Below are 19,521 nucleotides of genomic sequence, written 5' to 3'. Positions count from 1 at the left end.
CTGGTGACCATGGTCACCAGCCCCTTCCCGGCTCCTTCGCGGAACCACAGGTGGCGGATCTACAGGTACAAGCCGGTCGAATCCTCGGAACCCTCGAACCGGTCCGCGGCCACGGCGTGCAGATCGCGTTCCCGCATCAGCACGTACCCGACGCCCCGCACCTCGACCTCCGCCCGATCCTCCGGATCGAACAGCACCCGGTCACCCGGCTCCACGGTCCGTACGTTCTGTCCCACCGCGACGACCTCGGCCCAGGCCAGCCGACGGCCCACCGCCGCCGTCGCGGGAATCAGAATGCCGCCCCCGGAACGCCGCTCGCCCTCACTCGTGTCCTGCCGCACGAGTACGCGGTCGTGCAGCATCCGGATGGGCAGCTTGTCGTGCTGGGAGCTGTGCTCGTGTCTGTTGGCGCTCACGTTCTGAAACCTACCTGCCTTCGCCGCGATCGCACGCGGGTGGGTCAGCCCTTGCGCCGACGGGTGGTCGCCGTGAGCAGCCCCACGACCCCCACCACCAGCAGCGCCGCGGGCACCACCCGCTCCAGCCGGGGCGCGCCCGTCTCGTCCACGAACTGCGCCTTCACCTCGCTCACCACACGGTTGACGCGGATGTAGGTCCGCCCGAGCGTGTGGTCGACGTTGGCGACGACCCTGGCCTTCGCGTCCCCCACGATCGTCTTCGGGTGCACCCGCACGCCGATCTCGTCCAGGGTCTCGGCCAGCACCGCACGACGGCGCCTGATGTCCGCCTCGATCTGCGCCGGGGTTCTGGTGTCCGCCGTGTCCGCCACCGTGTCGCCTCCGAAATCCGCTGATACCTGTGCCGGACAGTCTGTCAGCTCCATGCCGCACCGCACTGTCAGGACCCCCGGTTACCCTCGATCCCGGTACCCGATCCACGCAGCGCGCACGTACTGAGGAGACCAGACCGATGAGCGAACGCCTCCAGCCCGGGGACGAGGCCCCCGCCTTCACCCTGCCCGACGCCGACGGCAACGAGGTGTCCCTGGCCGACCACAAGGGCCGCAAGGTCATCGTCTACTTCTACCCGGCCGCGCTCACCCCCGGCTGCACCAAGCAGGCCTGCGACTTCACCGACAACCTCGACCTGCTCGCCGGCGCGGGCTACGACGTGATCGGCATCTCCCCCGACAAGCCGGAGAAGCTGGCGAAGTTCCGCGAGAAGGAGTCCCTGAAGGTCACCCTCCTCGCCGACCCCGACAAGCGGGTCCTGGAGGCCTACGGCGCCCACGGCGAGAAGAAGCTCTACGGCAAGACGGTGGTCGGCGTCATCCGCTCCACGGTCGTCGTGGACGAGGAGGGCAAGGTCGAACGCGCCCTGTACAACGTCAAGGCGACCGGCCACGTAGCCAAGATCATCAAGGACCTGGGCGTCTGAGTGCGCTGCCCGGCCGCTAGCATGGCCGGGCAGCATCAGGCGGCCGTGGTGGAATTGGCAGTCACGCTGGGTTTAGGTCCCAGTGGGGTAACTCCCGTGAGGGTTCGAGTCCCTCCGGCCGCACCGGTTCTCAACCCAGCAGCTCCCGCACCACCGGCACCAGTTCGCGGAACGCCTTGCCCCGGTGGCTGATGGCGTTCTTCTCGGCCGGGGAGAGTTCGGCGCACGTCCTCGTCTCGCCCTCCGGCTGGAGGATCGGGTCGTAGCCGAAGCCGCCCGTGCCGGAGGGGGCGTGGCGGAGGGTTCCCCGCAGCCGGCCCTCGACCACGCGTTCCGTGCCGTCCGGCAGCGCGAGTGCCGCCGCGCAGGCGAAGTGGGCTCCCCGGTGTTCGTCCGCGATGTCCGCGAGCTGGGCCAGGAGGAGGTCCAGGTTGGCCCGGTCGTCGCCGTGGCGGCCGGACCAGCGGGCGGAGAAGATGCCGGGGGCGCCGCCCAGGACGTCGACGCAGAGGCCGGAGTCGTCGGCGACCGCGGGCAGGCCGGTGGCCCGGGCGAGGGTGTGGGCCTTGAGGAGGGCGTTCTCGGCGAAGGTGGTGCCGGTCTCCTTGACGTCGGGGACCTCGGGGTGGGCGTCGGCGCCGATGAGGTCGTGGGGCAGGCCGGCCTCGGCGAGGATGGCCCTCAGTTCGGTGATCTTTCCGGCGTTGCGGGTGGCGAGGATCAGGCGGGTCATGGGGTCCAGTATTCCGGGCCCCGCCGACCGCTCCGCCGCCGCGGTGTCCTGGGGGGTGCCGCGGTGCCCTAGGGGGTGCAGACCTTCGTCAGTTCGCCGGCCGCGTCGGTGACGGGGCCGAGGTCGGGGGTGGCGTCGCCGTTCTCGATCGACGTGCGGACGCCGTCGACGGCCCGGTCGAGGTCGTCGACGGCCTGGGAGACGTCGGCGTTGTCGGTCCTGTCGCTGATCTCGCCGAGATTCCTGTCTATGGACTCGAGGGATTCCTCGAGCTGGGTGACGTCGTCGGAGGCGTTCTCCACGGCCTGCTGCATGTCGGTGACGCTGTCGGCGATGGCGTCGGCGGTCTGGATGCAGTCCAGTGCCTTGTCGACGGCGGCGCAGCCGGTGGTGAGTCCGGCGGTCAGCGCGACGGCCGCCAGGGTGGCGGTGGCGGCTATGGTGCGGCGTCGGCGGCTCGCGGCCATGGAACGGTCCCTCCCTCGTCGGGCCGTGGGCCCGGGTCGCTGGCCGGGCGCGCGCGGTGGAGCCGTGCGCCCGTATGTGTTCGGACGCAGGGGCGGCCGGCGCGGTTGCCCGCGTCGGCCGTCCTTCTTGGTGCGTCCTTTACCTTTCGACGACGGTACCAAGTGCGGCGCGCTGCGCGTCGGCGAGTCGGGTGCAGCCGGCGACCGCGAGGTCGAGGAGGGCGTCGAGTTCGGCGCGGGCGAAGGGCTCGGCCTCGGCGGTGCCCTGGACCTCGACGAAGCGGCCGTCGCCGGTGCAGACGACGTTCATGTCGGTGTCGGCCTTGACGTCCTCCTCGTAGCAGAGGTCGAGGAGGGGGACGCCGCCGACGATGCCGACGGAGACGGCGCTGACGGAGCCGGTGAGGGGACGGCGGCCGGCCTTGATGAGCTTCTTGCCCTGGGCCCAGGAGATGGCGTCGGCGAGGGCGACGTAGGAGCCGGTGATGGCGGCGGTGCGGGTGCCGCCGTCGGCCTGGAGGACGTCGCAGTCGAGGACGACGGTGTTCTCGCCGAGGGCCTTGTAGTCGATGACGGCGCGCAGGGAGCGGCCGACGAGGCGGCTGATCTCGTGGGTGCGGCCGCCGATGCGGCCCTTGACGGACTCGCGGTCGCCGCGGGTGTGGGTGGCGCGGGGGAGCATCGCGTACTCGGCGGTGACCCAGCCCTCGCCGCTGCCCTTGCGCCAGCGGGGGACGCCTTCGGTGACGGAGGCGGTGCAGAGGACCTTGGTGTCGCCGAAGGAGACGAGGACGGAGCCTTCGGCGTGCTTGCTCCAGCCGCGTTCGATGGTGATCGGGCGGAGTTGTTCGGGGGTGCGGCCGTCGATTCGAGACATGGCGCCGAGCCTAGCCGTACCCGCGGAAGGGCCCCCTCCCGCGGTGGGAAGGGGCCCTGGAGGAGTGAAGCCGGGGACGACGCCGGGGCCGTTCACATCATGTCTTCGATCTCCGCCGCGATGGGGTCGGCGTCGGTGCCGATGACGACCTGGATGGCGCTGCCCATCTTGACGACACCGTGGGCTCCGGCGGCCTTCAGGGCGGCGTCGTCGACCTTGGCCGGGTCGAGGACCTCGGTGCGCAGGCGGGTGATGCAGCCCTCGACCTCTTCGATGTTGTCGATGCCGCCGAGCCCGGCAACGATCTTCTCAGCCTTGGTGGCCATGTTCGTTCTCCCTGATCCGAACCGCTTTGACGCAGTAACCCACAGTTGGCCCATCTTTGCGAGCGGTCATGTCGTGGGTGCCGAAGGATGGCGTCACGACAGCGGAACCGTCCTCCGACTGGTCTACACCACCGGGTGGAGTGTCGCCAAACCCGTCGAGCGAAGGGGACCGGATGAGTGCCGCCAGCCCCGCCGGCGCCGAGCACACGGCCCGTTCCGGGCGGGAGCGCTGGAACAAGGTGTTCCAGGGGCTGCAGAAGATGGGCCGGAGCCTGCAGCTGCCGATCGCGGTGCTGCCGGCGGCGGGCATCCTCAACCGGCTGGGGCAGCCGGACGTGTTCGGGGACGAGGGGCTCGGCTGGACGGACGTCTCCAGGGTGATGGTGGGCGCGGGCGGCGCGCTGCTGGACGGTGCGCTGGGGCTGCCGATGCTGTTCTGCGTCGGTGTGGCCATCGGCATGGCGAAGAAGGCGGACGGTTCGACGGCGCTGGCGGCGGTGGTCGGGTTCCTCGTCTACTACAACGTGCTGCGCCAGTTCCCGGAGGACTGCCCCGAGGGGTCGGAGGCGGTGCCGATGGTCGGCTGCCAGGTGGCGGACGGGACGGTGACCGCGTTCACGTACCAGAACCCGGGGGTGTTCGGCGGGATCGTGGTGGGGCTGATGGCGGCGTACCTGTGGCAGCGGTTCCACCGGACGAGGCTGGTGGACTGGCTGGGCTTCTTCAACGGCCGCCGCCTGGTGCCGATCATCATGGCGTTCGCGGCGATCGTGTTCGCGGCGCTGTGCCTGTGGATCTGGCCGCCGATCGGCGGCGCGCTGGAGGGCTTCAGCGACTGGATGAGCGGCCTGGGCGCGTGGGGCGCGGGGGTGTTCGGGGTGGCGAACCGGGCGCTGCTGGTGGTGGGGCTGCACCAGTTCCTGAACGTGCCGATCTGGTTCCAGTTCGGCAGTTACACCAAGCCGGACGGCTCGGTGGTGCACGGCGACATCAACATGTTCCTGGCGGGCGACCCGGAGGCCGGGCAGTTCCTGTCGGGCTTCTTCCCGATCATGATGTTCGCGTTGCCGGCGGCGGCACTGGCGATCACCCACTGCGCGCGGCCGGACCGGCGCAAGGAGGTCGGCGGCCTGATGCTGTCGGTGGCGCTGACGTCGTTCGTCACCGGCATCACGGAGCCGCTCGAGTACTCGTTCCTGTTCGTCGCGCCGGCGCTGTACGTGGTGCACGCGCTGCTGACGGGTGCGTCGATGGCGGTGACGTGGGGGCTGGGGGTGCACGACGGGTTCAGCTTCTCGGCGGGGCTGATCGACTACGTCATCAACTGGAACCTGGCGACCCGGCCGTGGGCGATCGTCCCGATCGGCCTGTGCTTCGCGGTGGTGTACTACGCGGTCTTCCGCTTCGCGATCACGAGGTTCGACCTGAAGACCCCGGGGCGGGAGGCCGAGGAGCAGGTCGAGGACACCACCAAGGCGTGACCGCGGCGTGATCTCCTAGGCTGGACCCGGCTGTCGGGGCCCTCGGACCACTCGGTCCGGGGGCTTTTCGACGCGTCCGGAGGGCGGCCGTCGGGCGGTTCCGCGGCGGCTGCGGCCGGCGTCCGGGGCGGGCACGGTGCGTAGCCCGCCGGTAGCGGGAATCGCGGTTCCTTGTGCCCCCTCCCTCGTGCTACAACAGGTCTACACCACCGAGTGGTGTAGACCACCGGACGCCGCCGTCCCCTTCCTTTGTCCCCGGGCGGCGCCATGCCCACTGGAGGAAGTTGTGTCCACGGCCAGCGCCGCTCCCGCGGCCGAGAAGAAGAAGGGCTCCGGCGTGATGGCTGTGCTGCAGCGCATCGGCCGCAGTCTGATGCTGCCGGTGGCCGTCCTGCCCGCCGCCGCGCTGCTGGTGCGCCTCGGCAACACCGACATGCTCGGGCGCCCGGAGTTCCCGGCCTTCCTGACGAAGATCGCGTCCTTCATGAGCGCCGGCGGCAACGCGATCCTCGACAACATGGCCCTGCTCTTCGCGGTGGGCATCGCCATCGGCTTCGCGAAGAAGTCGGACGGCTCGACCGCGCTCGCCGCCGTCGTCGGCTACCTGGTCTTCAAGAACGTCCTCGGCACGTTCACCGACGGCAGCCTGCCCAAGAAGGAAGCCATCGTCGACGGCAAGATCGTGATGGTCGAGCAGGCGGTGGACGCCAAGGTGCTCGGCGGTGTGGTCATGGGCCTCGTCGTCGCCCTGCTCTACCAGCGCTTCTACCGCACCAAGCTGCCCGACTGGGCGGGTTTCTTCGGCGGCCGCCGCCTGGTCCCGATCCTGTCGGCGTTCGCCGGTCTGCTCATCGGCATCGTCTTCGGCTACATCTGGCCGGTCCTCGGCACGGGTCTGCACAACTTCGGTGAGTGGCTGGTCGGCTCCGGCGCCGTCGGCGCGGGCATCTTCGGTGTCGCCAACCGTGCCCTGATCCCGGTCGGCATGCACCACCTGCTGAACTCCTTCCCCTGGTTCCAGGCGGGCGAGTACGAGGGCAAGAGCGGTGACATCGCCCGCTTCCTCGCCGGTGACCCGACCGCCGGCCAGTTCATGACCGGCTTCTTCCCGATCATGATGTTCGCGCTGCCCGCCGCCTGCCTGGCCATCGTGCACTGCGCCCGCCCCGAGCGCCGCAAGGTCGTCGGCGGCATGATGTTCTCCCTGGCGCTGACCTCGTTCGTCACCGGCGTGACCGAGCCGATCGAGTTCACGTTCATGTTCATCGCGCCGGTCCTGTACGCGATCCACGCGGTCCTCACCGGTGTCTCGATGGCACTGACCTGGGCGCTGGGGATGAAGGACGGCTTCGGGTTCTCGGCCGGCGCGGTCGACTTCTTCCTGAACCTGGGCATCGCGACCAACCCGTGGGGCCTGGCCCTGGTCGGCCTCTGCTTCGCGGCGGTCTACTACGCGGTCTTCCGCTTCGCGATCACCAAGTTCAACCTGCCGACGCCGGGCCGCGAGTCCGACGAGGAACTGGCGGAGCTGCAGAAGGCCGAGGCCAAGTAGCCGCCCCGACCGCACGACCGGGGCCCCGGAGCCATGTCGCTCCGGGGCCCCGGTCGTGCGCGGGTTCAGATCTCGTACGTCGCGCCCCGCGTCGCCAGCCCCACCGGGCCGTCGTACACCGCGCGGGCGTCGATGAGGTTGATCTGCGGGTCGGTCCACGGGGGGATGTGGGTGAGGATCAGGCGGCGGACGCGGGCGCGGGCCGCGGTCTCCCCCGCCTCGCGGCCGTTGAGGTGCAGGTCGGGAATGTTCTCCTTGCCGTGCGTGAAGGCGGCCTCGCACAGGAACAGGTCGGCGTCGCGGGCGAGTTCGTCCAGTGCCGGGCTCACTCCCGTGTCGCCGGAGTAGGTCAGGGTCCGCCCGCCGTGCTCGATGCGGATGCCGTACGCCTCCACCGGGTGCGCGACCCGCTCGGTGTGGACGGTGAACGGGCCGATCTCGAAGGTGGACGGTTTGACCGTGTGGAAGTCGAAGACCTCGCTCATGGAGGAGGCCGAGGGGGTGTCGGCGTAGGCGGTGGTCAGCCGGTGCTCCGTGCCCTCGGGTCCGTAGACCGGGAGGGGATCGCAGCGGCCGCCGTCGTGCCGGTAGTAGCGCGCCACGAAGTACGCGCACATGTCGATGCAGTGATCGGCGTGCAGATGGCTGAGGAAGATCGCGTCGAGGTCGTAGAGACCGCAGTGGCGCTGCAGCTCTCCCAGGGCGCCGTTGCCCAGGTCGAGGAGCAACCGGAAGCCGTCGGCCTCGACGAGGTAGCTCGAGCAGGCCGATTCCGCGGACGGGAACGACCCCGAGCAGCCGACGACGGTGAGCTTCATGAAGCAGAAACCTCCGCTGGCGGGATGTGAAGACGGGGGTCGTGCGGTTCGTCGAGCGTAAGGCGCGAAACCTTCGGTCGCTCCTCCGCCAGGGTCCGTTGTGGGCGAACTCACCTGTGCTGTCACCGGTTCGGCTGGAAGCGGGGCTTCCGGGTGCCCCGTGGGGGCGCGCGCAAGCGGCTCGCGCCGGTACGGTCAGGGCATGGACACGTCCTGGTGGCTCGCCTTCGCCGCGGTGGTGCTGCTCGCCCTGGTCACCGCGCTCGTCGACGGATGGGGCCGCGGGGCGCGGCCGTCCCGGGAGCGCCGGGTCGGGTTCCCGCGGCCGAGGGGGCGGGCCGGTGCGGACGCGGGCCGACCGCGGCCGGCGGAGATCTGGTGGGCCGGGGTGCCCTACGAGGACGGGCCCGGGAGCAAGGACCGGCCGTGTCTGGTGCTGTCGGTGCGCGGACGGCGGGCGACCGTCGCGAAGATCACCACGAGGTTCCGGGACGAGCGGGCGGGGGTGATCGCGCTGCCCCCGGGCTCCGTCGGGGACGCGCAGGGGCGGGCGAGTTTCCTGGAGACGGACGAGCTGCGCGAGGTCCCGGTGGAGGACTTCCGGCGCCGGGTGGGCGTGGTGGACCCGGTGCTGTGGGACCAGGTGCGGTATCTCGCGAGGTGACGCCCCGGGGACGCGGGAAGGCGGCGCCCCGGGGGGCGCGAAAAGGGGCCGGAGGTGTGCCTCCGGCCCCTTCACGTGTGCGGTGAGGTGCCTTCGCGGGACGGGCGGGGGCCGTCCCAGGGGGTTGTTCGGATCAGGCCGGCCCCGGTGAGCGGTGTCCCGCGCCCCGCGGCAAGATCCGAACGACGCCCCCTACGCCCAGAGCTGGCCCTGGAGCGTCTCGATGGCCTCCTCCGTCGTGGCGGCCGTGTACACGCCGGTCGACAGGTACTTCCAGCCGCCGTCGGCGACGACGAAGACGACGTCGGCGGACTCCCCCGCCTTCAGCGCCTTCCGCGCGACGCCGATCGCCGCGTGCAGGGCCGCGCCGGTGGAGACCCCGGCGAAGATGCCCTCCTGCTGGAGCAGTTCACGGGTGCGGGTGACCGCGTCGGCGGAGCCGACCGAGAAGCGGGTGGTGAGGACGGAGGCGTCGTAGAGCTCGGGGACGAAGCCCTCGTCGAGGTTGCGCAGGCCGTAGACCAGGTCGTCGTAGCGGGGCTCGGCGGCGACGATCCGCACGTCGGGCTTGTGCTCGCGCAGATAGCGGCCGACGCCCATCAGGGTGCCCGTGGTGCCGAGGCCGGCCACGAAGTGCGTGATCGAGGGCAGGTCGGCGAGGATCTCGGGACCGGTGGTGGCGTAGTGCGCGCCGGCGTTGTCGGGGTTGCCGTACTGGTACAGCATCACCCAGTCCGGGTGCTCGGCGGAGAGCTCCTTGGCGACCCGCACGGCGGTGTTGGAGCCGCCCGCGGCCGGGGAGGAGATGATCTCCGCGCCCCACATGGCGAGCAGGTCGCGGCGTTCCTGAGAGGTGTTCTCGGGCATCACGCACACCATGCGGTAGCCCTTGAGCTTGGCGGCCATGGCGAGCGAGATGCCGGTGTTGCCGCTGGTCGGCTCGAGGATGGTGCAGCCCGGGGTCAGGCGGCCGTCCTTCTCCGCCTGCTCGATCATGAACAGGGCCGGGCGGTCCTTGATCGAGCCGGTGGGGTTGCGGTCCTCCAGCTTGGCCCAGATCCGGACGTCGGCGGACGGCGAGAGCCGCGGCAGGCGCACCAGAGGGGTGTTGCCCACCGCGGCCAGCGGGGAGTCGTAGCGCATCGCCGGTCAGGCCATGCCGCCGGCCACGGCCGGCAGGATCGTGACGTTGTCGCCGTCGGACAGCTTGGTGTTGATGCCGTCGAGGAAGCGGACGTCCTCGTCGTTCAGGTAGACGTTGACGAAGCGGCGCAGCTGGTCGCCGTCCACGATGCGGGCCCGGATGCCCGCATGCCGGGTGTCGAGGTCGGCGAAGAGCTCGGCGAGGGTGTTCCCGGTGCCCTCCACCGCCTTCTGACCGTCGGTGTACTGGCGGAGGATGGTCGGGATGCGGACCTCGATGGCCATGGCTGCGGGCTCCTGTCGGAAAGGGGTGTGGTCTGGTCGGTGGGCGCGCGTGGGGGTCCCCCGGGCTCTCGCTCCGGGGAGCGCCGCGGCTCACGGCCGTACGGCGGCTGCGGGAATCAACAGAGGGCGCTGTTCAGCCTGCACAGGTCGACGTGCAGCCGCGCCACGAGCAGTGTGCCCGGCGTCGTTTCACTCACGTCGAGTAGAACCATGGGCCCATCGTATCGATTCCCGGTCCGCACCCCGGAATGTGATCTCATCCCTCGGACGTCTCGCATCCGCAGTCCGAGACCGGCGCGCTCGGCATCCGGGGTGCCTCGGGATCGGCAGGCGATCGGCAGGCGGTCAGTACGCCTCGACGATCTTGACCTCCTCCTCGGTGACCTCGCCCCCCACGATCCGGAAGGAGCGGAACTGGAACTCGCCGAGGCCGTCGGTGTCGGCGGTGGAGACCAGGACGTAGTGGGCGCCGGGCTCACTGGCGAGGTCGACGTCGGTGCGGGAGGGGTGGGCCTCGGTCGCGGTGTGGGAGTGGTAGATGACCACCGGTTCCTCGTCGTTGTCGTCCATCTCCCGGTACAGCTTCAGCAGGTCCTGGGAGTCGAACTCGTAGAACGTGGGCGAGCGGGCCGCGTTCACCATGGGGATGAAGCGCTCGGGACGGCCGGAGCCCACCGGGCCGGCCACCACGCCGCACGCCTCGTCGGGGTGGTCCTCGCGGGCGTGGGCGACGATCTCGTCGTACAGGGCCTGGGTGATGGTCAGCATGGGGCCCAGGATAAGCAGACGGGCCGACGCGTACCGAAGGGTGGTACGCGACGGCCCGCATGCCGGACGCCCTGAGCGGCCGCCGCGGGGAGGACCACGTGTGCTCCCCGCGGACGGGCGTCCTGTGGGGGAGGTCAGACGACCTTCTGGAGGTCCGGCTCGCGGCGCTCGGCGACCCCCGGGTTGCGCCGCTTGAGCAGGAACCAGCCGACGCCCAGGGCGGCGGCCCAGCCGGCCATCACGTACAGGCAGATCCGGGCGTCCGCGTCGATCGCGATCAGCGCGGTGACGAAGAGCAGGAACACGATGGCGATGTAGGAGCAGACCGAGCCGCCGGGCGCCGGGAAGGAGGAGGAGGGCAGCCGGCCCGCGACGACCTTGCGGCGGTAGAGGACGTGGCTGACCAGGATCATCAGCCAGGTCCAGATGCCGGCCGCGGTGGCGATGGAGGTGACGTAGCCGAAGGCCTTCTCCGGGACCACGTAGTTCAGGACCACGCCGATGCCCATGAAGACCACCGAGGTGGCGATGCCGAGCGCCGGGGTCTTGCGGGACGACAGCCGCTTGAAGAGCCGCGGGGCCTCGCCGTTGTCGGCGAGGTTGCGCAGCATGCGGCCGGTGGAGTACATGCCGGAGTTGCAGGACGACAGGGCGGCGGTCAGCACGACGAAGTTGACGATGCCGGCGCCGGCCGGGATGCCGATGACCGCGAACGCCTTCACGAAGGGGCTGACCCCGTCGGAGAACTCGGTCCACTTCACCACGCACAGGATGACGGTGAGCGCGCCGACGTAGAACAGGGCGATGCGCCAGGGCAGGGTGTTGATCGCCTTGGGGAGGGTCTTCTCCGGGTTCTCGGACTCGCCGGCGGTGACGCCGACGAGCTCGACGGCGAGGTAGGCGAACATGACGCCCTGGAGGGTCATCAGGGACGAGCCGATGCCCTTGGGGAAGAAGCCGTCGAAGGCCCACAGGTTGGAGACGGCCGCGGTGTCGCCGGCCTGGCTGAAGCCGAGGGTGAGCACGCCCAGGCCGATGACGATCATGCCGATGATCGCGGTGACCTTGACCATCGAGAACCAGAACTCGATCTCGCCGAAGAGCTTCACCGAGATCAGGTTGGCCCCGAAGAGGATGATCAGGAAGACCAGTGCCGACGTCCATTGCGGGATCGCCGGGAACCAGTAGTTGATGTAGATGGCGGCGGCGGTCAGCTCGGCCATGCCGGTGACCACCCACATCAGCCAGTACGTCCAGCCGGTGAAGTAGCCGAAGAACGGGCCGAGGAACTCGCGCGAGTACTCGGCGAAGGAGCCCGAGACGGGGCGGTAGAGCAGGAGCTCGCCGAGCGCCCGCATGATGAAGAAGATGATCACGCCGGCCAGGGCGTACATGACGATCAGGCTGGGTCCGGCCTTGGCGATGTTCGCCCCGGCCCCCAGGAAGAGGCCGACGCCGATGGCGCCGCCGATCGCGATCATCTGGACCTGGCGGCTGCCCAGTCCGCGCTCGTACCCCTCCTCGGGTACGGCCTCTTTGTCGACCTGCGGTGAGGTCATGTGTGCGCCTTTCTCCATTCCGACCCGGGCCGTCGGTCGGCCGCGGATCGGGTCGCGATCCCCCCGGACTGATGGAGCTGAGCTGTCCGCTCGTGCCTGGCCGGCGGTGGCCGGCTCGGTGGCGCACCCGGCCGAACATTCGGGTGGTGTTCGCCGGGCGATCGTGAAGATGTACCACGGTCGCCCCGTCGATCACAGGGGCGGGGTGTGACGCACCCCACAGGGAGAAGCGGACAAAACGCACCCGGAAAACCCATAGGAGGCGAGCTCGGTAACGCGATCGTTACCCGGATTTGAGCGTCCGCTGAGCGAACGGATCAGGCGACTTGTCCGGACATGCGGCGCGGATCTACGGCATGAGGGGTGTGATCCGCGGCACGCGCCGCGAGAGCTGCGGCCCGGCGCCGCGGGAACCACGGCGCCGGGCGGCGGGGGCTACGGCATGCGGCGCGGGGACACGGCGCCGGGCGGCGGAGGCTACGGCGCCGGGCGCGGGAGCCGCGGCGTGAGACGCGGGGACACGGCATGCGGCGCGGGGACTACGGCGCCGGGCGTGGGAGCCGCGGCGTGAGACGCGGGAGCCACGGCGCCGGGCGCGGGAGCCGCGGCGCGAGGCACGGGCACATGGCGCCGGGCGCGGGAGCCGCGGCGCGAGGCGCGGAGGCTACGGCACGCGGCGCGGGAACCACGGCGCCGGGCGCGGGAACTACGGCATGAGCGTCGAGACGAGCGTCTCCTGGAGGGCGCCGAGCCACAGGTACGCCATCACCATCGGCTTGCGCGGGTCCTCGTCGGAGAGGTGGAGGAGGAGGTCGCTGTCCTCCTCGTCGCTGATCTCCAGGCGGGAGCCGATCGCCAGGCGCAGGTCGTTCAGGGCGCCGAGCCACCGCCGCGACTCCTCGGGCGCCAGCTCGAGCACCGCCCCGTCCTCGCCGGCCGGGGCGAGCGCGTCCAGGGAGCGGATCACCGCGAGGGCGTTCTCGCGCTTGCCCGCGCGCAGGTCGTTCTCGGTGTAGCGGCGGAACTCGGCGGAGTACGCCCGCTGCTCCTCGGCCTCCTTCCCGGACGCGGGCCGCCCGGGTCCGCCGTAGGCGTCCGGGAAGAGGCGGCGCAGCACCGGGTCGGAGGGCGGCTCGCTCGGCCCCTCGGCGAACAGTTCGGCGAGCGGGTCGCCGGAGGCGTCCTCTGCCGGGCCGGGGCCGATGAGCTCCATCAGCTGCACGGCCAGGGACCGGATGATGGAGATCTCGACGTCGTCGAGGGCGACGGCCGCGCCGCCGCCGGGGAGCGGTTCGAAGTGTCCTGGCATGGAGGCGATTCGCTACTTCCGGTCCTGCGGGCGGGGTCGGGTCATGTCCGGCTCGGTCACTTCCGGTCCTGCTGGAGGGTGGCCCACAGTCCGTAGCCGTGCATGGCCTGGACGTCGCGTTCCATCTCCTCGCGGGTGCCGCTGGAGACGATCGCCCGGCCCTTGTGGTGGACGTCGAGCATGAGCTTGGTGGCCTTGTCCTTGGAGTAGCCGAAGTACGTCTGGAAGACGTACGTCACGTAGCTCATGAGGTTGACCGGGTCGTTGTGGACGATCGTGACCCACGGGACGTCGGGCTCGGGTACGGCGAAGACCTCCTCCGCCGACTCGGTGCGTTCGATCTCCAGGGGCGCGGGTGACGTCACACTGCCCATGCTGCCACCGCAGGGGGGTGGTCGCACAAACCGGCCCGCTGTTCCGGTGCTTGGACCCTAAATCGTCAGACTGACGAAATGGGGGTAGCATCCGTCGTATGAACACAGCGGACCTTGGGCTGCCGGTGGATGTCCCCTCGACGGCGCTCTTCACGGACCAGTACGAGCTGACGATGCTGCAGGCCGCCCTGAAGGCCGGTACGGCCGGGCGGCGCAGTGTGTTCGAGGTCTTCACCCGGCGGCTGCCGGACGGGCGCCGCTACGGCGTGGTGGCCGGCACCGGGCGGGTGCTGGACGCGGTGGAGAACTTCCGCTTCGACCCGGGCGTCCTGCGCTTCCTGCGGGAGAAGCAGATCGTCGACGACCCGACCCTGGAGTGGCTGGCCGACTACCGCTTCTCCGGCGACATCCGGGGCTACCCCGAGGGCGAGGTGTACTTCCCGGGCTCGCCGATCATGCGGGTCGAGGGCAGCTTCGCCGAGTGCGTGCTGCTGGAGACCGTGATCCTGTCGATCCTCAACCACGACTCGGCGATCGCCGCGGCGGCCTCCCGGATGTCGTCCGCCGCCGGTGACCGGCCGCTGATCGAGATGGGTGCCCGGCGCACCCACGAGCTGGCCGCGGTGGCCGCCTCGCGGGCCGCGTACATCGGCGGCTTCACCTCCACCTCCGACCTCGCGGCCGGTTTCCGCTACAACATCCCGACCGTGGGCACCTCCGCCCACGCCTTCACCCTGCTGCACGACACCGAGCGGGACGCGTTCCGCGCCCAGGTGGACTCGCTCGGCGGCGGGACGACGCTGCTGGTGGACACCTACGACGTGGCCGAGGCGGTCCGCACGGCCGTCGAGGTCGCCGGGCCCGGGCTGGGCGCCGTGCGCATCGACTCCGGCGACCTGCTGCTGGTGGCGCACCGGGTGCGGCAGCAGCTCGACGCGCTGGGCGCGACCGGCACGAGGATCCTGGTGACCTCGGACCTGGACGAGTACGCCATCGCCTCGCTGGCGGCGGCACCCGTGGACGCGTACGGGGTGGGCACCCAGCTGGTGACCGGCTCCGGGCACCCGACGGCCTCCATGGTCTACAAGCTGGTCGCCCGCGCCGTCTCCGACGACCCCGGGGCGCCGCTGGTGCCGGTGGCGAAGAAGTCCACCGGCGGCAAGACCTCCCTCGGCGGCCGGAAGTGGGCCGCGCGGCGGCTGGACGCGTACGGCGTCGCCGAGGCCGAGGTGGTCGGCACCGGCGAGGTGCCCGACGGGCTGGCCGACCGGCAGCTCCTGGTGCCCCTGGTCGAGGGCGGCGAGGTGGTCGCGCGCGAGCCGCTGGACGTGGTCCGCGACCGGCACGCGGCGGCCCGCGCGGGCCTTCCCCTGTCGGCTACACAGCTCTCCCGGGGGGAACCCGTCATTCCGACGGAGTACCTGCACGGGGGCTCGGGTAGCTAAAGCGGCATGTGCCGTCACCGGCGGGTCGGGGCTCCTGCCCGCCCCGCCCAGTCCCTGTCCGCATCGACCGTCATTCCCTAGGCTCGGAGGTTCACGGCCGGGCCGCTCCCCACCCGACCCCAGAACCGAAGGACACCGACCATGCGCCGCGCCTTGATCGTCGTTGACGTGCAGAACGACTTCTGCGAGGGGGGCAGCCTCGCGGTGACCGGCGGCGCCGACGTGGCCGCCGCCATCACCGAGCTGATCGGGCAGGCCCCGGCCGGCTACCGGCACGTGGTGGCCACCCGCGACCACCACATCGCCCCCGGCGGGCACTTCGCCGACAATCCCGACTACGTCCGCTCCTGGCCCGCGCACTGCGTCGCCGGGACCGAGGGCGTCGGCTTCCACCCGAACTTCGCCCCCGCGGTCGCCTCCGGCGCGATCGACGCCGTCTTCGACAAGGGGGCGTACTCGGCGGCCTACAGCGGGTTCGAGGGGACCGACGAGAACGGCGTGGGCCTGGCCGACTGGCTGCGGGACCGGGAGGTCGACGAGGTGGACGTGGTGGGCATCGCCACCGACCACTGCGTGCGCGCCACCGCCCTGGACGCCGCCCGCGAGGGTTTCCGCACCCAGGTCCTGCTCGACCTCACCGCCGGGGTGGCCCAGGCGACCACCGAGCGGGCGATCGAGGAGCTGCGGGAGGCGGGCGTGGAGCTCTCGGGCAAGCCGGTCGTCCAGTGACGACCGTCACCCGAGCCCCCGGGTGAGCGTCACACGGGCCCCGTGGCGCCCGTGGTGGGCGTCACGCGGATCCCGTGGCATCCGCGGGGGCCCCACACGGATCCCGTGGCGCCCGCGGTGGGCGTCACGCGGGTGTCGCGGGGCGTCCGAGCAGCGCCCTGATGGGACGCCACAGCTCCACGGCCGGCGCGCGGCCGGCCGGTACGCCGCCGTCGGGCGCGGTGCGCCATATCAGGCCGTCGGGGTGGTGCAGCACCGCCGTGACCTCGTCGGGGGTCGGCGGGGCGGCGTTGCCCCGCAGGTAGACCGCCCGCAGCCCCAGGTTGCGCAGCCTGGTCAGGGCGCGCGCCCGGTTCTGCGCGTGGACGAGCACGCGGACCCCGGCCGGTCCGTCGGCGGCGGGGCTGGGCAGGTTCAGCGCCACCACCACGGTGCCGTTCGGCAGCTTGCAGAAACCTCCTGCGGCCATGTGGTCATACCCCCGTGTCATCCGGTGTCAATAAGAGAGCCACAGGACGCACCTAAACACGGATCGGCGGCGACCCGCCAGGGGGTCACCGCCGATCACGCTCTGACCTGCGAAAACGCTATTTACTTGCCCGCTCGACCGACCTCGAGGTGGATCGTCGAGCCGTCACGGGCCTCCTTGACGATCTTGATCGTGGTGTTGGTGTCAGTGATCTTGACACCGCCGGTCGGGTTCGCCTCGTCGTAGTAGGTGTTCTTGCGGTCGTTGAAGACCGAGACGCCCTTCGAGGAGGGGATCCGGGTCGCCACGTCGGCCTTGTGCAGCGTGAGGCCGTCGGTGCGGTGCGTGCTGAACGTCGCGTCGTAGGTCTGGATGCGGTTGCGCATCAGCGTGCCGTCGGACCACTTCAGCGCGGTCGGGTGCGAGTCGACCGGGAGGATCAGACCGGTGCCCGGGTGCCGGCTGGTGTTGTTGTCCTGCTGCGAGGTGTCCCACTTCCAGATCAGCAGGCCGTTCTGGTACGGGAAGTGCTCCACCCAGTCCGGGCGGCTGTTGGCGAAGCCGAAGTTGTACGGGCCGACCCGCAGGGTCTCGTCGTACGAGACGTACTGCCGGTTCTCCGCGATGTAGTACTGCGCGTAGTCCTTGGTGAAGGAGGCGCCGATGCGGGAGAAGCCCTTCGCCGTCCAGGCCGCGTCCTCGGTCTCGGCGTCGTCCGTGAAGAGCGCCGCGCCGTCCGCCGTCACCGTGATCCGGTCGGCCGCGAAGCCCTTCATCGCCAGGCCGCCGTCGGTCTGGTAGCGGAAGCGCAGGTCGATCTTCTGGCCCGCGTAGGCGTCCAGCGGGTACACCAGCGGCTTGTAGCCGTCGACCGTGCCGTGCAGGGCCGGCTTGTCGCTGCCGTCGCGCGGGATCGGCCGGCCGTCCACCGTGCCGTCGACAGCGGTCCAGTTGGCGCCGCCGTCGGTCGACACCTCGGTGTAGAGGAAGTCGTAGTCGGACTCGATCTCGTACCAGCCGTCGAGGGTCAGCTCGGCCGAGGTCTTGCCGGTGAGGTCCACGGAACGGGTCAGGGTGTTCCTGAGGTCGTCACCGCTGCCGCTCCACCACTGGGTCCGCCCCTCGGCCGGGACGACGACCTCGGTGGTGACCGCCTTCTCCGGGAGCTCGACCACGAGGGCCTGCTTGTTCTTGGTCTGGTACTCCGCGAGGCCCAGCTTGTGCTTCGACTTCGTCGCGGCCTTGGCCGTGTCGAAGTCGAGCCAGCCCAGCTGGAGCTTGTCCCAGGCGGTCATGTCGCCGGGCAGGTCGCCGATCTCGTTCTTGCCGGTGCCCAGCCAGGAGCCGGAGGACATCAGGGTCCAGAAGCCGGTGGAGTTCTCGCCGCCGGCGGTGTCGTAGAGGTCCGGCAGACCGAGGTCGTGGCCGTACTCGTGGGCGAAGACGCCGAGTCCGCCGTTCTCCGGCTGGATGGTGTAGTCGCCGACCCAGATGCCGGTGTCGCCGACCTGGGTGCCGCCGAGCTTGTTCTGCTCGGGGCCGGTGGCGCCGGCGTCGGTGCCGAAGGCGTACCAGCGGTGGGCCCAGATCGCGTCCTCGCCCTGGGCGCCGCCGCCGGCGGACTCGTCCTCACCGGCGTGCACGATCTGGAAGTGGTCGATGTAGCCGTCGGGCTCGTTGAAGTCGCCGTCGCCGTCGTGGTCGTAGCGGTCCCACTGGTCGTACTCGGCCATCTTGGCCGCGATCTCGGCGTCGGTCTTCCCGGCCGCCTTCTGCTGCTCCACCCAGGCGTTGACGCCGTCCCGCACCGCGAACCAGGCACAGTTGTCGGGCTCGCACTTGTTGGAGCCGTAACGGGCCTCGTTGTAGGGGACCTTCACCCAGTCGGTGACCTCGCCCTCGACCGAGTAGCGGCCGGAGGACTGCTTCTCGAAGTAGGTCTTGACCGAGTCGACGCCCTTGCCGGAGCCGAAGTACAGCTCCTGGAAGTGCTCCCGGTCGTAATCGGCCTGCCAGGCGGTGGAGTTGTCCTTCTTGCGGTCCGGCTCGGCTATCTGGTTGTGCAGCGGACCCGGGGTGCCGCCGTAGCGGCTGTCTATCCGGTCGCCGAACTCGACCAGGATCGTGAAGATCTTGTCGGTCTTCTCACGGCCGAGCTCGACGTACTTGGCGTCGCCCTTCTTGCTCTTGAGCTGGACGACCTTGGAGCCCTTGCGGTCCTTCACCGTGGCCTTGCCGGCGATGACCTGCTTCAGCGCCTCCTCGCGCTGGGCCGCTCGGGTCTTGGAGAGCGGGCCCTCGAGGTCGTGCTCCACGTGGGCGCGCGCCGCCGGATCCTTTCGATCCACGGCGGCGGGCCGGTCGGCCGCGTCGGCCGTGTCGGCCTGGGCCACGGTGAACGCAGAGCAGGTGGCGGTGGCCGCCGCGAGGGCCACGCCTATCGCGGCTGCTCTGAACGTCCAGGGTCTACTGGTCACTTGAGATCCCCTCCCGCGTGCGTGCGCGCGGACAGGGCGTCCGTCGTTGGAGGGCCCGCGTCGCACGTGATCAACGCGTGTAGTCAAGTGACCACATTCGACTAGAGGTTCGGCAGAAAATACAGACCTTGACTTGAACAGCTCAAGTGCATTATGCGGAGCCGGTGTTCGCGTAGCGGACACTTCGGCGCGAAACCGAACGGGCGCGCACATCCGTCCACTGGTTGGACGCCATGAATCCGTGCGCCCCCCCGTGCACCGGCCCTGTCGGTCGGGTCGTGGTTACTGCCGGTTCCCCTCGGGCACCCTCGCGGTAAAGTCGCTTGGCGGAACGCCCCTGACCCGGTGGAAAGCCAGGCCGACGGCCCCCGACTTCCTAGGACACGATGGCCATGCCCCGTCCGACTGTCGCTCAGCTCGCCTACGGTACGTGCACCGTGGTCCTCTCGACCTTCGCCATGCTGCTGTTGTCACGGACGGGTTCGGCCGTGGGGATCACCTTCGTCGCCGTCGCGGCCCTCGCCCTCGGTGTGCTGGTGGCCATGGCGCCTCCGCTGGCCGGGCCCCGTTCCGCCGCGGTGCGGCAGCCCGCTCCCCTGCGGTCGGTGCGGACCGGCGTCTCCGCCCCGGTCCGCACCGACCGCAGG

Annotated in this window: 23 protein-coding genes and 1 tRNA gene; 8 read left to right on the top strand and 16 right to left on the bottom strand. The window is 70.6% G+C overall.

What is annotated here, in order from left to right:
• Window positions 1-59 precede the first annotated feature (59 nt).
• Complete coding sequence (locus B7L92_RS10115; protein ID WP_081237090.1) at window positions 60-416, bottom strand: GroES family chaperonin; 357 nt, start codon at window positions 414-416, stop codon at window positions 60-62.
• Window positions 417-460: 44 nt separating this feature from the next.
• The gene (locus tag B7L92_RS10110) at window positions 461-790 is read right to left on the bottom strand and encodes a DUF3618 domain-containing protein (protein WP_081237089.1); all 330 of its coding nucleotides are present in this window, start codon (window positions 788-790) and stop codon (window positions 461-463) included.
• Between the two features lie 140 nt (window positions 791-930).
• On the opposite strand from B7L92_RS10110, the gene bcp reads away from it, so the two are divergent.
• Entirely contained in the window at window positions 931-1,398 is a 468-nt protein-coding gene (bcp, locus tag B7L92_RS10105; protein ID WP_004987537.1) for a thioredoxin-dependent thiol peroxidase, read from the top strand.
• Window positions 1,399-1,437: 39 nt separating this feature from the next.
• Window positions 1,438-1,521 (top strand) — tRNA-Leu (locus tag B7L92_RS10100).
• 7 nt (window positions 1,522-1,528) lie between these two features.
• Here B7L92_RS10100 and rdgB read toward each other — a convergent pair.
• From rdgB to B7L92_RS10080, 4 genes are all read right to left on the bottom strand, one after another.
• Window positions 1,529-2,131, bottom strand: a complete 603-nt coding sequence (gene rdgB, locus B7L92_RS10095) for an RdgB/HAM1 family non-canonical purine NTP pyrophosphatase (protein WP_004987536.1) — start codon at window positions 2,129-2,131, stop codon at window positions 1,529-1,531.
• Window positions 2,132-2,199: 68 nt separating this feature from the next.
• The gene (locus B7L92_RS10090) at window positions 2,200-2,598 is read right to left on the bottom strand and encodes a tropomyosin (RefSeq protein WP_081237088.1); all 399 of its coding nucleotides are present in this window, start codon (window positions 2,596-2,598) and stop codon (window positions 2,200-2,202) included.
• Between the two features lie 139 nt (window positions 2,599-2,737).
• Window positions 2,738-3,475: a ribonuclease PH gene (gene rph / locus B7L92_RS10085; protein WP_081237087.1), complete on the bottom strand. Its 738-nt coding sequence runs from the start codon at window positions 3,473-3,475 to the stop codon at window positions 2,738-2,740.
• Window positions 3,476-3,567: 92 nt separating this feature from the next.
• Window positions 3,568-3,801, bottom strand: coding sequence for a PTS sugar transporter subunit IIB (locus B7L92_RS10080; RefSeq protein ID WP_004987532.1), 234 nt, complete (start codon window positions 3,799-3,801; stop codon window positions 3,568-3,570).
• Between the two features lie 173 nt (window positions 3,802-3,974).
• Between B7L92_RS10080 and B7L92_RS10075 the strand changes: the two genes are divergently transcribed.
• Entirely contained in the window at window positions 3,975-5,282 is a 1,308-nt protein-coding gene (locus B7L92_RS10075; RefSeq protein ID WP_081237086.1) for a PTS transporter subunit EIIC, read from the top strand.
• A 286-nt stretch (window positions 5,283-5,568) separates the two neighbouring features.
• On the top strand, window positions 5,569-6,834 hold the full coding sequence (locus tag B7L92_RS10070) for a PTS transporter subunit EIIC (RefSeq protein ID WP_081237085.1): 1,266 nt from the start codon (window positions 5,569-5,571) through the stop codon (window positions 6,832-6,834).
• 65 nt (window positions 6,835-6,899) lie between these two features.
• On the opposite strand, the gene B7L92_RS10065 is transcribed toward B7L92_RS10070, so the two are convergent.
• Window positions 6,900-7,652, bottom strand: a complete 753-nt coding sequence (locus tag B7L92_RS10065; protein WP_081237084.1) for an MBL fold metallo-hydrolase — start codon at window positions 7,650-7,652, stop codon at window positions 6,900-6,902.
• 202 nt (window positions 7,653-7,854) lie between these two features.
• Between B7L92_RS10065 and B7L92_RS10060 the strand changes: the two genes are divergently transcribed.
• Complete coding sequence (locus tag B7L92_RS10060) at window positions 7,855-8,316, top strand: type II toxin-antitoxin system PemK/MazF family toxin (RefSeq protein WP_081237083.1); 462 nt, start codon at window positions 7,855-7,857, stop codon at window positions 8,314-8,316.
• 192 nt (window positions 8,317-8,508) lie between these two features.
• Here B7L92_RS10060 and B7L92_RS10055 read toward each other — a convergent pair whose 3' ends face one another.
• The 7 genes from B7L92_RS10055 to clpS all read right to left on the bottom strand — a co-directional run bounded on the left by B7L92_RS10055 (window position 8,509) and on the right by clpS (window position 13,754).
• Window positions 8,509-9,459: a PLP-dependent cysteine synthase family protein gene (locus B7L92_RS10055; protein WP_004987527.1), complete on the bottom strand. Its 951-nt coding sequence runs from the start codon at window positions 9,457-9,459 to the stop codon at window positions 8,509-8,511.
• A 6-nt stretch (window positions 9,460-9,465) separates the two neighbouring features.
• Entirely contained in the window at window positions 9,466-9,744 is a 279-nt protein-coding gene (locus tag B7L92_RS10050) for a MoaD/ThiS family protein (protein WP_004987526.1), read from the bottom strand.
• 116 nt (window positions 9,745-9,860) lie between these two features.
• Window positions 9,861-9,956, bottom strand: coding sequence for a putative leader peptide (locus B7L92_RS43645; protein ID WP_317984034.1), 96 nt, complete (start codon window positions 9,954-9,956; stop codon window positions 9,861-9,863).
• A gap of 133 nt (window positions 9,957-10,089) precedes the next feature.
• Window positions 10,090-10,512, bottom strand: coding sequence for a M67 family metallopeptidase (locus B7L92_RS10045; protein WP_081237082.1), 423 nt, complete (start codon window positions 10,510-10,512; stop codon window positions 10,090-10,092).
• 134 nt (window positions 10,513-10,646) lie between these two features.
• Window positions 10,647-12,071, bottom strand: a complete 1,425-nt coding sequence (locus B7L92_RS10040; protein ID WP_081237081.1) for an amino acid permease — start codon at window positions 12,069-12,071, stop codon at window positions 10,647-10,649.
• A gap of 706 nt (window positions 12,072-12,777) precedes the next feature.
• Window positions 12,778-13,380, bottom strand: coding sequence for a DUF2017 domain-containing protein (locus B7L92_RS10035; protein ID WP_081237080.1), 603 nt, complete (start codon window positions 13,378-13,380; stop codon window positions 12,778-12,780).
• A 56-nt stretch (window positions 13,381-13,436) separates the two neighbouring features.
• Complete coding sequence (gene clpS, locus B7L92_RS10030) at window positions 13,437-13,754, bottom strand: ATP-dependent Clp protease adapter ClpS (RefSeq protein WP_004987519.1); 318 nt, start codon at window positions 13,752-13,754, stop codon at window positions 13,437-13,439.
• 98 nt (window positions 13,755-13,852) lie between these two features.
• Between clpS and B7L92_RS10025 the strand changes: the two genes are divergently transcribed.
• Window positions 13,853-15,199, top strand: a complete 1,347-nt coding sequence (locus tag B7L92_RS10025) for a nicotinate phosphoribosyltransferase (protein WP_081237079.1) — start codon at window positions 13,853-13,855, stop codon at window positions 15,197-15,199.
• A gap of 141 nt (window positions 15,200-15,340) precedes the next feature.
• Window positions 15,341-15,928: a nicotinamidase gene (locus tag B7L92_RS10020; protein ID WP_004987516.1), complete on the top strand. Its 588-nt coding sequence runs from the start codon at window positions 15,341-15,343 to the stop codon at window positions 15,926-15,928.
• Between the two features lie 124 nt (window positions 15,929-16,052).
• On the opposite strand, the gene B7L92_RS10015 is transcribed toward B7L92_RS10020, so the two are convergent.
• Together B7L92_RS10015 and B7L92_RS10010 are read right to left on the bottom strand one after the other, a co-directional pair.
• Window positions 16,053-16,397 carry a hypothetical protein gene (locus tag B7L92_RS10015; RefSeq protein WP_081237078.1) on the bottom strand — a complete coding sequence of 115 codons (345 nt, stop codon included), beginning with the start codon at window positions 16,395-16,397 and terminating at the stop codon, window positions 16,053-16,055.
• Window positions 16,398-16,519: 122 nt separating this feature from the next.
• Window positions 16,520-18,874: an immune inhibitor A domain-containing protein gene (locus tag B7L92_RS10010; protein ID WP_081237077.1), complete on the bottom strand. Its 2,355-nt coding sequence runs from the start codon at window positions 18,872-18,874 to the stop codon at window positions 16,520-16,522.
• A 386-nt stretch (window positions 18,875-19,260) separates the two neighbouring features.
• Between B7L92_RS10010 and B7L92_RS10005 the strand changes: the two genes are divergently transcribed.
• On the top strand, window positions 19,261-19,521 hold a 261-nt coding region (locus B7L92_RS10005; protein WP_107501428.1), incomplete at its 3' end, for a hypothetical protein.

Origin of the sequence: Streptomyces viridosporus, from assembly GCF_002078235.1 — a bacterium.
Lineage (GTDB): Bacteria > Actinomycetota > Actinomycetes > Streptomycetales > Streptomycetaceae > Streptomyces > Streptomyces viridosporus.
This window is presented reverse-complemented; position numbering and strand designations above follow the sequence as displayed.

Bases quoted from the DNA above. Each gene is read 5' to 3' on its own strand.
- bcp (WP_004987537.1), top strand. From the start codon at position 931: ATGAGCGAACGCCTCCAGCCCGGGGACGAGGCCCCCGCCTTCACCCTG.
- rdgB (WP_004987536.1), bottom strand. From the start codon at position 2,131: ATGACCCGCCTGATCCTCGCCACCCGCAACGCCGGAAAGATCACCGAA.
- B7L92_RS10090 (WP_081237088.1), bottom strand. From the start codon at position 2,598: ATGGCCGCGAGCCGCCGACGCCGCACCATAGCCGCCACCGCCACCCTG.
- rph (WP_081237087.1), bottom strand. From the start codon at position 3,475: ATGTCTCGAATCGACGGCCGCACCCCCGAACAACTCCGCCCGATCACC.
- B7L92_RS10080 (WP_004987532.1), bottom strand. From the start codon at position 3,801: ATGGCCACCAAGGCTGAGAAGATCGTTGCCGGGCTCGGCGGCATCGAC.
- B7L92_RS10075 (WP_081237086.1), top strand. From the start codon at position 3,975: ATGAGTGCCGCCAGCCCCGCCGGCGCCGAGCACACGGCCCGTTCCGGG.
- B7L92_RS10065 (WP_081237084.1), bottom strand. From the start codon at position 7,652: ATGAAGCTCACCGTCGTCGGCTGCTCGGGGTCGTTCCCGTCCGCGGAA.
- B7L92_RS10060 (WP_081237083.1), top strand. From the start codon at position 7,855: ATGGACACGTCCTGGTGGCTCGCCTTCGCCGCGGTGGTGCTGCTCGCC.
- B7L92_RS10055 (WP_004987527.1), bottom strand. From the start codon at position 9,459: ATGCGCTACGACTCCCCGCTGGCCGCGGTGGGCAACACCCCTCTGGTG.
- B7L92_RS10050 (WP_004987526.1), bottom strand. From the start codon at position 9,744: ATGGCCATCGAGGTCCGCATCCCGACCATCCTCCGCCAGTACACCGAC.
- B7L92_RS43645 (WP_317984034.1), bottom strand. From the start codon at position 9,956: ATGGTTCTACTCGACGTGAGTGAAACGACGCCGGGCACACTGCTCGTG.
- B7L92_RS10045 (WP_081237082.1), bottom strand. From the start codon at position 10,512: ATGCTGACCATCACCCAGGCCCTGTACGACGAGATCGTCGCCCACGCC.
- B7L92_RS10040 (WP_081237081.1), bottom strand. From the start codon at position 12,071: ATGACCTCACCGCAGGTCGACAAAGAGGCCGTACCCGAGGAGGGGTAC.
- B7L92_RS10035 (WP_081237080.1), bottom strand. From the start codon at position 13,380: ATGCCAGGACACTTCGAACCGCTCCCCGGCGGCGGCGCGGCCGTCGCC.
- clpS (WP_004987519.1), bottom strand. From the start codon at position 13,754: ATGGGCAGTGTGACGTCACCCGCGCCCCTGGAGATCGAACGCACCGAG.
- B7L92_RS10025 (WP_081237079.1), top strand. From the start codon at position 13,853: ATGAACACAGCGGACCTTGGGCTGCCGGTGGATGTCCCCTCGACGGCG.
- B7L92_RS10020 (WP_004987516.1), top strand. From the start codon at position 15,341: ATGCGCCGCGCCTTGATCGTCGTTGACGTGCAGAACGACTTCTGCGAG.
- B7L92_RS10015 (WP_081237078.1), bottom strand. From the start codon at position 16,397: ATGGCCGCAGGAGGTTTCTGCAAGCTGCCGAACGGCACCGTGGTGGTG.